Source organism: Sporosarcina ureae DSM 2281, from assembly GCF_000425545.1.
Classification (GTDB): domain Bacteria; phylum Bacillota; class Bacilli; order Bacillales_A; family Planococcaceae; genus Sporosarcina; species Sporosarcina ureae.
This window is the reverse complement of sequence record NZ_AUDQ01000007.1, coordinates 39,246-56,298: the sequence shown is the minus strand read 5'-3', so window position 1 is coordinate 56,298 and position 17,053 is coordinate 39,246. Positions and strand designations below refer to the sequence as shown.

At 45.6% G+C, this 17,053-nt stretch carries 13 protein-coding genes; all 13 read right to left on the bottom strand.

The annotated features are described in order from the left end of the window. Positions 1 to 47: 47 nt before the first annotated feature. Positions 48 to 1,034, bottom strand: coding sequence for an electron transfer flavoprotein subunit alpha/FixB family protein (locus H605_RS0108430; RefSeq protein WP_029053813.1), 987 nt, complete (start codon positions 1,032 to 1,034; stop codon positions 48 to 50). 29 nt (positions 1,035 to 1,063) lie between these two features. Continuing rightward, a complete protein-coding gene (locus H605_RS0108425) occupies positions 1,064 to 1,837 on the bottom strand; it encodes an electron transfer flavoprotein subunit beta/FixA family protein (protein ID WP_029053812.1) in 774 nt (257 codons plus the stop codon). 34 nt (positions 1,838 to 1,871) lie between these two features. After that, positions 1,872 to 3,314, bottom strand: coding sequence for an MFS transporter (locus H605_RS17620; RefSeq protein WP_051210520.1), 1,443 nt, complete (start codon positions 3,312 to 3,314; stop codon positions 1,872 to 1,874). A gap of 160 nt (positions 3,315 to 3,474) precedes the next feature. After that, entirely contained in the window at positions 3,475 to 4,962 is a 1,488-nt protein-coding gene (locus tag H605_RS0108415; RefSeq protein WP_029053811.1) for an aldehyde dehydrogenase family protein, read from the bottom strand. Positions 4,963 to 4,980: 18 nt separating this feature from the next. Then, positions 4,981 to 6,114, bottom strand: coding sequence for an acyl-CoA dehydrogenase family protein (locus H605_RS0108410; RefSeq protein ID WP_029053810.1), 1,134 nt, complete (start codon positions 6,112 to 6,114; stop codon positions 4,981 to 4,983). 20 nt (positions 6,115 to 6,134) lie between these two features. Further along, positions 6,135 to 7,331, bottom strand: a complete 1,197-nt coding sequence (locus H605_RS0108405; protein WP_029053809.1) for an acyl-CoA dehydrogenase family protein — start codon at positions 7,329 to 7,331, stop codon at positions 6,135 to 6,137. Between the two features lie 31 nt (positions 7,332 to 7,362). After that, positions 7,363 to 7,800 carry a Zn-ribbon domain-containing OB-fold protein gene (locus H605_RS0108400; RefSeq protein ID WP_029053808.1) on the bottom strand — a complete coding sequence of 146 codons (438 nt, stop codon included), beginning with the start codon at positions 7,798 to 7,800 and terminating at the stop codon, positions 7,363 to 7,365. Between the two features lie 11 nt (positions 7,801 to 7,811). Beyond that, entirely contained in the window at positions 7,812 to 8,972 is a 1,161-nt protein-coding gene (locus H605_RS0108395; protein ID WP_029053807.1) for a thiolase C-terminal domain-containing protein, read from the bottom strand. 29 nt (positions 8,973 to 9,001) lie between these two features. Beyond that, entirely contained in the window at positions 9,002 to 9,427 is a 426-nt protein-coding gene (locus tag H605_RS0108390; protein WP_029053806.1) for a MaoC/PaaZ C-terminal domain-containing protein, read from the bottom strand. Positions 9,428 to 9,442: 15 nt separating this feature from the next. Continuing rightward, positions 9,443 to 9,886 carry an FAS1-like dehydratase domain-containing protein gene (locus H605_RS0108385; protein ID WP_029053805.1) on the bottom strand — a complete coding sequence of 148 codons (444 nt, stop codon included), beginning with the start codon at positions 9,884 to 9,886 and terminating at the stop codon, positions 9,443 to 9,445. A 14-nt stretch (positions 9,887 to 9,900) separates the two neighbouring features. After that, positions 9,901 to 12,054, bottom strand: coding sequence for an acetate--CoA ligase family protein (locus tag H605_RS0108380; RefSeq protein ID WP_232321226.1), 2,154 nt, complete (start codon positions 12,052 to 12,054; stop codon positions 9,901 to 9,903). Positions 12,055 to 12,462: 408 nt separating this feature from the next. Then, complete coding sequence (parC, locus tag H605_RS0108375; protein WP_029053803.1) at positions 12,463 to 14,889, bottom strand: DNA topoisomerase IV subunit A; 2,427 nt, start codon at positions 14,887 to 14,889, stop codon at positions 12,463 to 12,465. Further along, positions 14,886 to 16,901: a DNA topoisomerase IV subunit B gene (gene parE, locus H605_RS0108370; protein ID WP_211225428.1), complete on the bottom strand. Its 2,016-nt coding sequence runs from the start codon at positions 16,899 to 16,901 to the stop codon at positions 14,886 to 14,888. The genes parC and parE overlap by 4 nt, the downstream gene beginning before the upstream one ends. Positions 16,902 to 17,053: the final 152 nt, after the last annotated feature.

The following is a 17,053-nucleotide window of genomic DNA, read 5'->3' as shown; positions in this document are numbered from 1 at the left end:
AAGTTCGGTAATCGAACTTTCCAAGCTGTTTTATGAATGGTTAGTAGTTAGGATACTAACGCGCCTTGCAATTTGAGTTCTTCGATGAATAACGGCAGAACTTCGAACAAGTCGCCGACGATGCCGTAATCTGCCATCTTGAAGATATTTGCTTCTTCGTCACTGTTGATCGCGACAATCACTTTGGAGTTCGACATACCTGCCATATGCTGGATCGCACCGGAAATACCTACCGCGATATAGAGATCGGGCGTAACCACTTTTCCGGTTTGACCGATTTGCAGCGAGTAATCGCAGTAATCTGCATCACAGGCGCCCCTAGAAGCCCCTACAGCGCCACCTAACAAGTCTGCCAGCTCATACAATGCATTGAACCCTTCGGCGCTCTTAACACCGCGTCCGCCCGCAATTACGATTTTCGCTTCAGATAAATCTACACCTTCCGTTTTCTTGCGGATCACTTCTTTAACGATCGTACGCAAGTCTTTGACATCCACTTCTCTTGCTATGATGTCACCCGTTCGGCTAGCGTCAGGTTCCAATGCAGAAATATTATTCGGACGGATCGTGGCGAATAGCAGACCTTCGTCCTTCATCACTTTCTTTTCAAACGCTTTACCGGAGTAAATCGGTCTAGTGAAGATGACTTGATCGTCTTCTTTTTCGATTGCCACCGCATCTGAGATCAATCCAAGTTCCAAGCGGCTTGCGATTTTAGGTGTCACATCTTTACCGACTGACGTATGACCCATGATAATGCCAGATGGGTTCTCGTCATGCATCACTTCCATAATGACCTGTCCGTAGCCTTCCGATGTATAATTGCTCAAGTTTGCATGTGAGACGGTAATGACTCGATCTGCACCATAGTGAATCATTTCTTCAGCCGGATGCTGCAAGTCTCCGTCACCTAGTACCAATGCCAAAATTTCTGCGTTAGCATTTAGTTGTTTTGCCGCTGCAATCGTCTCATAACTTACTTTACGAAGAACCCCTTGCTGCAATTCCCCGATTACTAGTATCTTTTCACTCATAGTAAAACTCCTTTCGTTTTGTAGATTGCTTAGATTACTTTCGCTTCACTAGACAATAAGCTGACCAGTTCTTTGACTTGCTCTCCCGTTTCGCCTACCAAAATGCGTCCTGCTTGCTTTTTAGGTGGTAAGAAAATAGAAATCGTTGCCGTTTTTGCTTCCACATCGTCTTCATCGAGATCTAGATCATCGAGTTCAAGTTGCTCAAGCGGCTTTTTCTTTGCCTTCATGATACCTGGAAGGGACGTGTATCTCGGTTCATTCAGTCCTTGCTGACACGTTACGAGCACCGGCAAGGATACATCAATTTTCTCGAGATCCCCTTCAAGGTCTTTCTCGATTTCCGCCGTGCCGTCTTCAATATCCAGCTTGACGATCGTCGTAATGAAAGGCATATTTAAACGCTCCGCAAGACGAGGTCCTACTTGTCCGCTTGCTTCGTCAATTGCTACATTTCCCGCGAGGATCAAATCCACTTCTTTTCCTTCAAAAAATGTCTCGAGAATCTTAGCTGTTGTGAATTGATCCCCTTCATCCAGGTCGTCACTCGTATTGATGAGTACCGCTTCATCCGCACCCATCGCAAGTGCCGTACGCAATTGCTTCTCTGAGTCCTCATCACCAATCGTCACAACCGTTACAGTTCCGCCGTGCTTGTCGCGTTGCTGGATCGCTTCTTCGACTGCGTATTCGTCGTATGGATTAATAATGAACTCCGCACCACTTTCATCTATTTGATTGCCCGACACGGAAATCGCTTCCTCCGTGTCGAATGTTTTTTTCAGTAGTACATAAATATTCATATTAAAGACTCCTCTCTATACTTTGTCGCGCAATTTATTTGATTTCTTCAGTTTGTAACGCTTTCGGCACTACATTGGTATCGACCAAATCGGCTTCACTCGTGTGAATTCCAGGAATCGTTCGAGGAATCAATGGTAAGAATAACAACGCGATGACGATGAAGCCCATAATCACCCAAGATGTATTCACTACTGCCCCAACATTATTACCGCTCGCTGAGAAGATAGAGAAAGCAACAAGTGCTAACGACGCGCCCATTCTCTGTGCCAGGTTTTCAATTACCGTATTCGTAAATGTCACGACATTCATTCGTTCAGTTGAAGCTTTAGACACGACAAGTCCTTTGACTACAGGTGTTTGGAAACCAACACCGATACCGACCAGACTCATAGCAATGAACAAATACGTAAACGATGTTGTAAGTGTAACGAAATTTAACATGATGATTCCGGAAGAAAAGACGAGAATTCCCGATCCCATAATCAATCGTGCTGATAGCTTTTTCATAATTCTTCCGCTTAAATAGGCTGCAACCGATGTGCCAAGGAATACGGCCATCTGCAGGAAGCCTACTGTTGTAGCGGCTTTTCCTTGTACGTTCTGTACAAAGAATGTTAATAAGTACATCACACCCGAGTAACCAAGGAAGATGAATACAGCAATCGTTGTAGGTACCCAGAAGTTCCGATTCGCAACGTACTCCAAATCGAGCAACGGTGCTTTTTGTTTTTTCTCTACAAAGATCAACATGATCAACGCAGTGACGAATACTAGCAATGATGGAATCCACATTCCAGATTCGATTCCGAAGCTGTTGATGAAGGTTGGAATCGTCAGCAAACCGAGCAATAGAGCGATGACGAAAATCAATCCTAGAACATCCAGCTTCTTACGTGCTTGTACTTTGACATGCGGAACAAAAGCAAAGAGTGCAATGCCTAAACCACCAAGAATAGCAGTGAATATAAAGCTTGCCTGCCAGTTCGCTGTATCAACAATCATACCGCTGATGACTGGACCAAATACTGCACCGATTGTAATAAACGCCGCAAACGTTCCAATCGCTTTTCCCCGCTGTGTCCCGACCATGAATTTACCAGCATAGGCAATCCCTGATGGTGCAATCGCCGCGCCCGAAATACCTTTAAAGAATAAACCAAGAACGAGCACCCAGAAAGAAAACGAGAAGGCTACGAGCAATGATCCGATGACCATGAAAATACCGCCAATTAGGATGACGATCTTCAATCCGAACGAATCTCCAATCCATCCAAGTAATGGCTGGAATCCTGTTAAACCAACAGCCAGACCCAGCTGCATCCAGACTGCGTATCCCGGCGTCAGATTAAATTCCGCCAGCATATGCGGATATGCGGGAAGATGGGTTGCTAAACTTAACATAATAAAGAATGCTCCGAAACTTATGAATAAAAAACCCCTATTAATCGATTGATCTTTCAATGCCGCTTCATTCATATAGTGGCCCCCCTTTATCGATGGTGTCATAGTTCTTACAAGCTTTATTCATTATGTCAAATCTAGGTGTGGTTTAAAGTGAAGATCTGCAGAAGAAGGTTTCGATATGCTTGGTGCAAAACCGAAGCCCTCCCGCCACAGATCAGACGTTACTGGTTGTTTACCGAATATTGATGACACAAGCTTTTTCTAGTGTATAATCCAGAACCGAGTCTGTACCGTAACCGCTCTCTTTAACGCCGCTAAATGGAAGATCTGCACCTACTCTAGCGTACGTATTGACCCAAACATTACCTGCCTGAAGCTTATCAATCATACGATGTGCAAGACCGAGATTTTGCGTCCATACGCCCGCTGCCAGACCGAAGTTCGTGTCATTGGCAATTTGAACGGCTTCTTCTTCCGTATCGAACGGAATAGCGACCGCCACCGGACCAAAAATTTCTTCACGAGCTAGTTTTGAACTGTTATCGGCTACTTTAACGAGCGTAGGCTGCACCCAATAACCGTCCGCAAATTCTGGTTGCCCCGGTAGGACAGCTTCTCCACCGTATTTTCCTCCGAAGACGACTTCATACTCTTCTTTTGATGCCTCATCGATAAACCCGCATACCGACTGAAATTGCGCTTCATTCGCGATAGGCCCCATGGTGTTGCTCGTATCCTGAGTATCACCGTGTTTGACGAATTCATTGTCCGTCATCAACTCTTTTAAACGCCCAATCACTTCGTCGTAAATAGAGCGCTGGATCAGCATGCGTGAACCTGCCACACAAATCTGGCCAGAGTTCGGTGTGAAGATGCCGTTGATCAATCCGTGTACCGCTTGCTCGATGTCCGCATCTTCAAAGACGATATTCGGAGATTTTCCGCCGAGTTCAAAGATCAACGACTTCGGTGAATGCGCAGTCGCTTTTGTGATACGCTCCGCTGTTGCTTTCGATCCTGTCAAACTCACTTTATTCACTTCTTTGTGAGAGACGAGGTAATCCCCGATTTCACGACCCGCACCTGAAATGACATTCAGTACGCCAGGCGGTAAGGTTTGTGAAATCAACTCGCCATATCGCAATGATCCGACCGCTGCACTCTCAGACGGTTTAATGACGACCGTATTCCCTGCCGCTAGCGCATAGGCAGCCTTAATTGTAAAGGTGAATAAAGGTGCGTTCCAAGGTAAGATTCCAACTACTACTCCGTATGGCTTTCGTGAAGTGAAACCAAAATCCCCTGTGCCCATCTGTACCGTACGACCTTGTGCACCTACGAGAGATGCCGCTCCCGCTGCGTCATACCAAACCTGCTTTAACACTTCCGCCAAATACTGATACTCATCTAGTACCCAACCGTTATTACGTGTTTCAAGTTCAAGCAACTCCGCAGCATACTCGGGAATCATGTCCCCAATCTTACGCATATAGTCGCCGCGTGTACGGGCAGGTAGATTCGCCCAGTCATCGAATGCTGCGCGTGCTGCCTGGATGACCAGTTCTGCGTCTTCCTTTTTACTAGAAGGAATGGTCGCCCATACTTCCGCTGTAGATGGATCGATACTGTTTGATACAGCTCCGTCTTGCGCCTGTACCGACTTGCCGTTAATGATATTGCCGTAAGTCGTCAATTTAGATTTCTCGGATACGTTCGTCATATGTTTTCCTCCTTCAAATTACCAGCCTAGTGAAGCGACTACTTTTTCTTGATAGAAAGGCGTGGAGCCTAAATACTGGTCATAATAACGAGCCCGCTTGACATATAAGTGGCAATCAATTTCTTCCGTGAATCCGATGCCGCCATGAATTTGGACGTTATGTGCCGAGACTTCGATGAATTTCTCCGTCGCATATGTACGGGCGCTGTAAACAGCCGCTTCTCGGTCGAGTTCGTCCGTGTCCACTACCCAGTTGGCATAATGACTGAGGGAGCGGGCAATTTCCAAATTCACTTTCATATTGACGATACTGTGTTTGATCGCCTGGAAACGTCCGATCGCTTGGCCGAATTGCTCCCGGATCTTTGCATATTCCGTAGCCATATTGACGACGCTTTCCATTGCACCGACAATGTAGGAACTAAGTGCGGCATTGAAGTACAACAGACCTTCTTGAAGCTGTGTCCATCCCTTGTCTACTTCACCTATAATTTGATCTTCTTTGATAACGAGATTATTGAATTCGATCTTCGCTACATGTTTTGATTCGTCAAAAGAAGATTGTTTCTCGATGTTTATTCCTTTTGTCTTGTCGATCAACACAAGAGATAATCCGTCTTCTTGATCCGTTTGGTTTGTGCGTACCAATACGAGGAATGCATCCGCAAGTTCAACTTCCGGTACAAGGGTCTTCGTGCCGTTTAGCACGTACTGTCCGTCTTGGCGCACCAATGTACATTGGATACCTGCGGGAGAAAAGTCGTTGAACGGCTCCAGTGCCGCGAATGAAACGAGTTTTTCTCCTGAAGCAATATTCGGTAGATACTGTTGTTTCTGCTGCTCTGTTCCGTATTTCTTAAGGATCGGTACTACCAACGCGGAAGTTTCCATGAACAAGCCGGGTACTAGTGAACGTCCCATCTCTTCGAACGTCGGAACGAGATCGAGTGCATCCAAGTCCATACCGTCGTATTCTTCAGGAATGTTGATGCCGCCGCATCCAAGTTCAGCTAATGTCGTGTACACCTTCTTCAGGTTTTGCGGATTATTGTCAATCATTTCTCGAGCCAGCTGTGTACCGCCGAATTTATCCAACATTTTGCGGATATGTCCACGGAACATTTCTTGCTCTTCTGTTAGTGAAAAGTCCATACTTCATCCCTCCAAATCTATTAACGTCCCATGTCTTTCGGCAATCCCAGAACGCGCTCGCCGATCGTATTGCGTTGCACTTCACTCGTACCGCCACCGATTGTCTGTCCGAATGATGCGAGGAATAAATGCTGCCACTTCGGATCCGCTACGGCATCCTTATCAAATAGCACACCTTGATGTCCTTGAATCTCCACTGCAAATGCAGAGAGTGCCTGGTTCAATTCGGTTACCACCAACTTATCGATAGATGTTTCCGCTCCTGGTTGACCGTTTTTGATCGTAGTGGTCAGATTTTTATAGTAATTCAGTAGCGATCCACGTACGCGGGCATAGAAATTCGCCAATTTTTGTCTGACTACAGGATTTTCAATCAATGGTTTGCCATTTACTTTATACTGCTGTGCCAGTTCCACTGTATCGTTGAATTGCTTTTCGAGTGTGAAGAGTTCCGCACCGATCCCTGTACGCTCATGGAGCATCAACGCAATCAATACATGCCAGCCCGAGTCTACTTGTCCGACGATATCTGCATCTGTCGCTACAGCGTCTGTCATATACACTTCGTTAAAGTCTTTATGTCCATCCATCTGCACAATCGGAAGCGTTTCGACTCCCGGCTGGTGCATATCCATCATGAAGACGGTAATCCCACGGTGCTTCTTTTCCGGGTGCGTACTCGTTCTCGTCAGCAGGAAGCATTTATCCGCCACGTGGCCAAAACTCGTCCAGACTTTCTGGCCATTGATGAGCCAGTGATCGCCGTCTTTTACCGCACGTGTTTTAAGTCCTGTTAAATCTGATCCTGCACCCGGCTCTGAATAGCCCTGGCACCATATTTCTTCACCCGTCAGGATTTTCTTCAAATATTTCTCTTTTTGTTCATCCGTTCCAATGTCGATCAACGTAGGACCTACCATATGGATTCCGATATAGTTGATAAGTGGCGGCGCTTTGACGCGTACCATTTCTTGATGGTAGATGATTTCTTCCATCAAGCTAGCGTTGCGACCGCCATATTCTTTCGGCCAAGCGATGGCTGCCCATCCACCTTCATACAATTTATTTTGCCATGCACGTAATACACGGGAGTATTCATCCAAGTCTTCCGGCAAATCGCGCTTGCCTTCTAGCCACCCTTCAGGAAGGTTCGCTTCAAGCCATGTTCGTAGTTCGGTTCTAAATTTTTCTTCTTTTTTCGTGAAAGAGAAATCCATACTCACTCATCCTTTCTATATCGCCTATCGATCAATTCGTCGCTGGAATCCACTGTGGCAATGCACGGTCTTCCGTAATATCCACCCATGTCATTTGGATCGGCATACCGATTTCCAAATCTTTTTCCTGGCAATTCAAGATATTGCCCATGATTTTCACTTCCGGCACTTTGTCGAGCTGTGCGAGTGCGATAATCGTCGGTAACTCATCCTGGAAGCCTGGTAAGAATGGACGGTAGGAAACCACATACGAATAGACTGTGGCTGTAATATCGTCGCCGAACTGTTCCCAGCTAACGTTTTCACTTCCGCATTTTGCGCACGTAGGGCCTGGCGGTTGTGAGTATGCATTGCAATCATCACATTTTTGCAGAGCCAGTTGATGTTGGTCCGCTGCATCCCAGTACGGGGCATTATCTATATCTTTCAATGGAATAGGTTTTTGATAAGCAGTCGTTGATTGTGTCATAGTGATTCCTCCTAGTTTCGTAAGATCATAGCGCCAGCGATATCCGGTCCAGCCCAGCCTGTACAAATACCGATCTTGCAATCTTCCACTTGGCGTGCTGTTCCATCGTAGTCATGGCGTAGCTGTCTGACGATTTCAATGGCGTTATTCATTCCGTGCGTATAGCCTTCCGATAACATGCCGCCCGCTGTATTGGTTGGCAGTTTGCCGCCGATCTTCAAGTTGCCTTCAGCAACAAATTCTCCCACTTCTCCGCGTTTCGCAAATCCGTATGCTTCAAGCTGGCGCATAACAACCCAGCTGAAACAGTCATAGATGGAGGCAACATCGATATCGTCCGGTGTTACACCCGCATTTTCGTAGAGTTCTTTCGCTACGTAATCTGAAGCGACATGGTCGATATCGTTCCAGTAATGAGCGTGCGGATGACATTGTCTTGCTGCCATTCCCATGATATAGACTGGTTTTGACGTACAGTCTTCCGCTTTTTCGGCAGATGTGACGATGATCGCATTTCCTTCATCGAGCTCCAAGCACGAATCATGGATATTGAATGGAGAACTAATATCCGGTGTAGCGAGATAGTTTTCCATCGTTAACGGCTTGCCGTGCAGAAAGGCTTTCGGATTACGTTGTGCATGCTCATAGAAACTCAAGCAGACATGTCCGAGATGTTCTTTCGTAATGCCTGTTTCATGCATGTGACGCGTCGCATACATGCCGAACCATTGCGATGGACTTGCCGATCCGTACGGAATCACAAAACTTCCGCCAGCCAATGCCCCTTGCAGCATATCAGGATCATACCCTCGGCCTACACGAGTCCCCGAACTACCGTTCATAGAACGATAGATCAAAACCGTGTTCAGTTGGCCTGCTTCAATGAGCGCCACTGCATCCGCGATCAACATTTCCGTACTCGCTCCGCCACCCTGGATATCCTTAACGTACTTCGGTCGTACACCAAGATACGTTGCCAGTTGGTGAGACGTACAGGAATCCCCTTCGTTATAGTTCATGAATCCGTCTATGTCTGTTGCTTTCAAACCTGCATCTTTGATTGCTGCGTTGGCCGCATCGAGCGCCAAATGCAGAGGCGTTGTTCCCGATTTTCTTGAGCGTTCGCTCTCTCCTACGCCTACAATGGCATAGCGGTCCTTAATAGTTCTCATAGATACATTTCCTCCTATTTCACGTCTGTTTATGTCAGTTGCAAGATGGCGCTGCCTGCTCCAACAACTTCTCCCGATACTTTCTCGGCCGTCAGTTCCAGTGCGATGCACCTCTTGCCATCTTCTTCATATGTTCGTTCGACTACACCCGAACAGCGTATTTCATCACCCGGTACCGTCATTTTGCCGAAACGCATCTTAAAGTTTGCGACGCGTGCTTCCTTGCCAGCAATTTTCATCACGTACTCCCCAAGGAAACCCATTACGAGCATACCGTGCGCTATAACACCATCCATTCCGATTTTCTGCGCAAAACCATCGTCCAGATGCAACGGGTTGAAATCCCCAGAAGCACCTGCATATTGTGCTAGCTGCACTTTCGTAATCGGCGACTTTACCATCGGTTCAAGTTTCTGATCCACGGTCAATTCTTCCAACACCCAATCTTTGATCATATAAAGTTCCTCCAATTAGTTTTTCGCTGCGCGATAGACGATATTCATTCGGCTAATACAGACCAGTTCGCCCGCTTCGTCTTTCATTTCCGTATCGAGCTTCAAGAACTGCATCTTGCCGCTCTTTCCTTCTTTGTCATACAGATCGCTTACTTTGATCTGGCAGCGTAGTTGATCTCCTATGCGGATCGGTTTGTAGTATAGGAATTCCTGCTCACCGTGCAACATCCGGCGGTGGTCGAGCTGCACTGGCATTTCTACTTTGCCGTCGTTCATCGCAATCGGGAATGTCGGCGGGACAACTAGCCCTTCGTATGCCGACTCCTTCGCATATCTGTCGTCTGTATAGAGTGGATTGTCGTCTCCGATGGCAGTGGCGAATTGGCCGACATGCCGACTTTCGACTTCAAACACGTATTCGTCACTCGTTAAGCCTATAACGCTTTTATCCAAGTCCATTTTCCATCCTCCTCTTATTTGGTGATGATCAATGCATCTGCCGCTACAATTCCGTCTTCGTAAACGATTAACGGGTTAATGTCTATTTCCTGAATGATATCCGAGTAGTCTTCAATTAATCTAGAAACTTTCAGTAACACGTCGATGATGGCCTCTTGATCGACGGGCTTTTTATTGCGTACACCTTGTAGGATTTGATAGCCTTTCAAGCTTTCCATCTTATCGATCGCATCTTGTCTTGTGATCGGTGCGACACGGAATGATACATCTTTGAAGACTTCTACAAAGACACCGCCGAGACCAAACATAATGACGGGACCGAATGTCGGATCGCTCGTCACACCGACGATGACTTCCACGCCTTCAGGCAACATTTCCTGGACGGATATCCCGTGAAGGTTCGCTGTCGGACAATGTTCTTTCGCACTGTCATAGATTTCTTTGAACGCCTGGCGTACTTCTTGGCCGTTCTGGACATTCAATCGGATGCCGTTAACTTCCGTCTTATGTGGAATATCAGGTGAATCGATTTTCATGACGACTGGATACCCCATGTTGTTCGCAGCTTGTACTGCATCGTCCGCCGTCTTGGCAGTGATTCGCTTCGTTGTGCGGATACCGTATTCGGAGAGGATTTCGCTAGATTGCGATTCGCTCAATGTTTGATTTGCCGGTAACAGGTGGCGGATATTCGATACGTCGAGTTCTTTTCTTGCAGGCTCATCATTGATCTTGTGCGCTTTTCTATACGCTTCTGCGTAATCCACTAATTTTGCAAGCGAGCGGATCGGATTCATGTCACCGAGAATGAATGGAATGCCGTTGTCCTCAAGATACTGGACACCTTTAGGGATCGACATGCCTTTTAGCGGGAAGTTCGATATCAACACGAACTTATCCGAGTTTTTACAGATCTCGACGAATTCCTGAAGAAGTGGCGTGTTTTCATCCCAGTGAATAGGGAATTCAGGAAATAAGATAATGTCCGTATCAGGATCATTGACTAGTACTTTTAAAGGTGCGAGATACAATTCCGGATTGGTGATCGATGCGGCTGCGGTTAAATCAACCGGGTTGGAAGCGCTTGCAAAATCAGGAATGTCTTTCTCAATTTCTTTTCGCACTTTATCGCTTAGCGCATGGATGTTTAATCCGTACGATTCACAACGATCCGCTTCGTTGATTCCTCTGCCGCCTGAACTCGTGACGATCACTGTATTTTTGCCTGTCGGGAGTTTTTTGGCCAAGAATAATTTAGAGAATGAAAGAATGTCATCGTAATCGTCTGCACGCACAATACCGGCTTGCTTGAAGAATCCGTCATAGACTTTATCAGCACCTGCCAATGAGCCGGTATGTGATGCCGCTGCACGACTGCCTGCACTGCTTCGTCCGGACTTCATGATGACAATCGGTTTATTGATTTGAAGTGCGAATTTCGCTAGTTTCCGTAACTTGGCTGCGTTTTTCTCGCCTTCCAAATAACCGCTTGCTACTTTTGTTTTTGGGTCATGCAACATGTATTCAATAACATCGGAGAAACTTACATCGACTTCATTGCCGACACTGACGAAGTAATTAAACGTCAATCCATGTTGAGCTGCTGCAATATATGTCAACACGCCAAACGCGCCACTTTGCGTAACAAATCCCACTTCACGTTTCTTGCCAAGCGGCACATTCGTAAGTCCTGGAGAGAATGTCCCCATCAAGCCATTTGTTGTATTGAGTAGACCTACACAGTTTGGACCGATCAATCGCATATGGTATTGTTCAGCGATTTCTTTCAGGCGGTTTTGTGCAATAATTCCTTCTTCGCCAATCTCCGAGTAGCCGGATGCAAAGACAATCGCCGCCTTGACACCGCTTTCACCGCAATCGATCAAACATTTCTCTACTTGATTTATGCCGACACAGAGAATAGCCAAATCGACTCGTTCCGGGGTGTCGCCTACGCTTGTGTAACAAGGCAATTCTCCAATCTCTTTCGCTGTAGGATGGATGGGGTAGATCTCGCCTTCAAAGCCTGCGTCTAGTAGCGCTTTCAATTGCAAGTAACCAATTTTGTTCGTGTTTTCCGAAGCACCTAGTACGGCAACTCTTTTTGGGTTGAATAAGGGATCCAGCTCAATATTCGATGGTAGTACTTCATTCATCATTTTCATCATCTCTTCACCTCTACGCTTTCTTATCAACTTTTCTATTTACTTGCTTGAGTAGAATCATAGCAAAAGGGGTTTTCCATTACATTTTCTTTTTTGCATTAAATAATTAATGTTATTAGGGGTGGAATTATAAATTGAGCGGCCGCTCAGTGCTTGCTGTGTAAACGTTTTATACATTTATTATTTTCTGACTAGTCATGATAGACCCGACTTACGTGCTAAATGGCCGCGACTTCGGAGAGGGATGGGCGCTTTTTTGTGGAATTCAAGGGTTATCGTGCATGGTTTGTGTAATATTTATCGCGAGGTTACTAATAGAGGCTGAAGCCTGTAATACTTGATTTTAAACGTAAAACAAAGCAAAAAACGTCCCCTGAAGTTATGTAACTTCAGGGGACGCTCTCTTATTAGTTACTTTCTATCCTTCTTTACCGTCACCACTTGCACAATCTGTCCGTCTTTCGCCTCGTCCACTACAGAACTTCCTGTAGACTGACGATTAGAATTTTTTATCGACATCGGCTCAACCTCTATCTTTAGACCTTTAGACGTATGAATCACGAACTCTTCTTCGTCTTTCACAAGCTTCATATCTACCACTCGATATGGATTGGACTTTAGCTCTTTAATGATCGTGACACCTCTAAGCGCTCTAGAGCTTGTCTCGAACTCTGAAATGTTCATTCTTTTGATGGTTCCACGCTGTGTAGCTACAAATACATTGCGTGCTTGCTCTGTAATCACTTCAAACGCCACAAGCTCGTCTTCGGCTTTCAGATTGATTCCCTTGACGCCACCTGTACGGATACCGGTAATCGCGAGTTCTGACAAGGCAAATCGAAGTGAATAGGCTTGTTTACTTACCAATAATACGTCTTCTTTACCCGTTATAACCCGTGCCCCCACCAATCGATCGTCTTTTTTGACGTTCATTGCTTTGAATGTACGGTTAAAACGTTGCACTTGGAAGTCCGTCAGTTTCGAGATTTTTACATTCCCATTGGATGAAGCAGTCAAAATACTGCTATTTTCATCAAATTTCTCAAGGGCGATCGCGTCCACTAGCTCTTCGCCTGGCTCGAGTCCGCAAATGCTAGATAAATGCTGCCCTAAATCACGCCAGCGGATCTCTGGCAGCTCGTGGACCGGTTGGTAGATGTAATTACCGAATGATGTGAACAACAGCAAGTGATGCTGTGTATTCATGGGAGATTCGATTAGATTATAATCGTATTCCTTCATTTCTTGGCCTTTTCCACCTGATGCGGAGTAAGAACGCATACTGGTGCGTTTGACATAGCCGCCTTTTGTGACGGATACCATGACTTCTTCGCTAGGAATTAGGATATCGAGATCTACTTTCAACTCTTCAATTTTTTCTTCGATGACAGAACGACGTGGCTCAGAAAACTGCTTGCGGATCCCTTTCAGTTCCTTTACCAAAACAGATATCAATTTAGCCTCGCTTGCCAGGATCGCTTCTAACTCTTTGATCAAATCACGGAGTTCTTGTTCCTCGCGTTTTAATTCCGTAATATCGGTATTCGTCAATCGATAGAGTTGCAATGAAACAATGGCTTCTGCTTGAACTTCAGTGAAATCATATGCATTGACCAAGTTCAATTTTGCATCTTTTTTATCTTTTGACGCGCGAATTGTCTTAATGACTTCATCAAGGATCGATAAAGCTTTCATTAAGCCATCTACGATATGTAGTCGTTCTTTTGCTTTTCGAATATCGAAGTTGGAACGTCGTGTAATGACGTCTTTTTGGTGATCAATATACGCATCAAGAAGCATGGGTAGTGACATTAACATCGGACGTCTGCCCGCAATAGCGATCATATTGAAGTTGTACGTAATCTGTAGATCTGTATGCTTCAATAAGTACTGCATGATGGCTGTGCCGTCTATTTCTTTCTTCAACTCGACTACGATCCGCATGCCTGTACGGTCGGATTCATCACGAATTTCCGCAATACCATCCAATCGACGGTCATGGCGCAGTTCATCCATCTTCTTCACTAAATTGGCTTTATTGACGTCATACGGGATTTCTGTAATGACAATCTGAGATTTACCTGCTTTTAACTGCTCGATTTCCCACAACGCGCGAATAATGAAACGCCCTTTGCCAGTTTGATAGGCAGTGCGGATTCCATCTGTTCCTTGAATAATCGCACCTGTCGGGAAATCTGGCCCAGGAATGACCGTCATTAGCTCATCTACGGTGACGTTCGGCTTCTTTAAGCGCATTAAGACCGCATCGATGACTTCATGCAGTGCGTGAGGCGGAATATCAGTCGCATAACCAGCAGAGATACCTGTAGAACCATTTACTAGCAAATTGGGAAAACGCCCCGGTAAGACAGTGGGTTCAAGTTCCGTATCATCAAAGTTAAAGGCAAAATCGACTGTTTCTTTACGAATATCGCGCAACATTTCACTCGCAATAGCAGACAGTCGAGCTTCGGTATAACGCATTGCGGCCGCGGAGTCTCCGTCGACCGAACCGTTATTTCCTTGCATATCTATCATTTCATGACGCAGTTTCCATGACTGACTCATCCGGACCATTGCATCGTAGACGGACGTATCACCGTGCGGGTGATAGTTACCGATTACGTTACCGACGGTTTTTGCGGATTTACGGAACGCTTTTTCATGTGTATTGCCTTCATGGAACATCGCATACAAAATACGACGTTGCACCGGCTTTAATCCGTCCCGCGCATCTGGAATTGCACGGTCCTGGATAATATATTTACTATAACGCCCAAAACGGTCACCAATTACTTCTTCCAAGGGCAGATCTTGAAACGTTTCTGACTGTGTCATTTCGTATCCCCCTCAACATGTATATATGCATTGTCTAAAATATTATGTTCTTCAATCAAGCCGAAATCGACATTCTCTTCAATCCATTTACGACGTGGTTCGACTTTATCTCCCATCAATGTGGTCACGCGACGCTCGGATTTCGCTCCATCTTCAATCGTTACACGAATCAACGTCCGTGTCGATGGATCCATGGTTGTTTCCCATAATTGATCAGCATTCATCTCACCAAGACCTTTGTAGCGTTGAAGCATATAGCCTTTTCCAACTTTTTCGATAGCTTCTTCAAGATCATCATCCGTCCACGCATAGGCAAGCTTTTCACTTTTACCGGTACCTTTAAATACTTTAAATAAAGGCGGCAGTGCGATATATACTTTACCTGCTTCAATTAATGGCTTCATATAGCGATAGAAGAACGTCAAGAGCAACACTTGAATATGCGCACCATCGGTATCGGCATCGGTCATAATGATGACTTTGTCGTACGCAGCATCTTCAATTTGGAAATCAGCACCCACTCCACCACCAACTGCATGAATAATCGTGTTGATTTCTTCATTTTTCATGATGTCTTCGAGTTTCGCTTTTTCCGTATTGATGACTTTACCACGGAGCGGCAAAATTGCTTGGAACGTACGATCACGACCTTGTTTTGCTGAACCGCCGGCTGAGTCACCCTCCACGAGGTATAATTCATTCTTCGCAGCGTTACGGGATTGTGCCGGGGATAATTTACCAGACAACAATGTATCGGATTTTTTACGTTTCTTTCCTGAACGCGCATCTTCACGCGCTTTTCGTGCGGCTTCACGTGCTTGGTGGGCACGGATTGCTTTCCGGACAAGATTTGCGCTCAATTCCGCATTTTCTTCAAGGAAATACAGCATTTTTTGCGAAATGACGGCATCTGTCACCGTTCGTGCTTCACTAGTACCGAGTTTCCCTTTCGTTTGCCCTTCAAATTGCAGGATTTCTTCCGGTATACGAACCGAAACGATTGCCGCAATCCCTTCGCGAATATCAGAGCCATCGAGATTCTTATCTTTTTCCTTCAATAAGCCCGCTTTACGTGCGTATTCATTCACCACACGTGTCATCGCAGCTTTTGCACCGGTTTCATGCGTTCCGCCGTCTTTAGTTCGAACATTGTTGACGAATGAAAGAATCGTTTCGGCATAGCCATCGCTGAACTGGAACGCAAATTCGACTTCAATGCCGTCAACTTCACCTTCGAGGTACGCTACGTCGTGCAGTACTTCTTTTTCTTCATTCAAATAGGCAACAAATGCTTCGATACCGGATTCGTAATGGAAGATATCTTGCTTGTCCGTGCCTTCTTCTTTTAGCGTAATCTTTAAACCTTTCAATAGAAAAGCGGACTCACGCAATCTTTCTGCCAGTGTGTCGTATTGATATTTAATCGTAGAGAAGATCGTCGTATCCGGTTTGAAATGGATCATCGTTCCTGTTTCTCTAGTTTTACCGATTTCTTCAAGTGTCGTAGCTGGTTTACCACCGTGCTCAAAGCGCTGAAGAAATTTCTTGCCGTCACGGTAGATCGTCACTTCGAGCCACTCGGACAATGCATTGACAACGGATGCCCCAACACCGTGTAAGCCGCCACTCGTTTTATAGCCGCCCTGCCCGAACTTTCCACCTGCGTGCAATACTGTCATAATGACTTCAGCAGTTGGTTTCCCTGACTCATGTTTCCCCGTCGGCATACCACGTCCATAGTCTCGTACGCTAATGCTGCCGTCTTTATGGAGCGTGACATCAATCTCGTTACCGAAGCCTGCCAGCGCCTCATCCACCGAGTTATCGACGATTTCGTAGACTAAGTGGTGCAGACCTCTCGTATCGGTCGAACCGATGTACATTCCCGGTCTTTTCCGTACCGCTTCTAAGCCTTCTAAAATTTGAATGGAACTATCATCATACGTATTTTGTATTTTCTGTTTCGTCAAAATGAAACCCCCGTCAAACAAATGTTCTGTTATTTTAATCATACATCTTCTGATAAACCTTGTCAAATCAACGTTTTGTTTCAGCTCAACCTATTGTATAGAAGAAATGTACGGAATGCAACGAGCAAACGATGACAACGCGCCGAACGATTTATGCGCAAATTCCTTTTTTCGCCTGTTCTTCATCTTCCTCT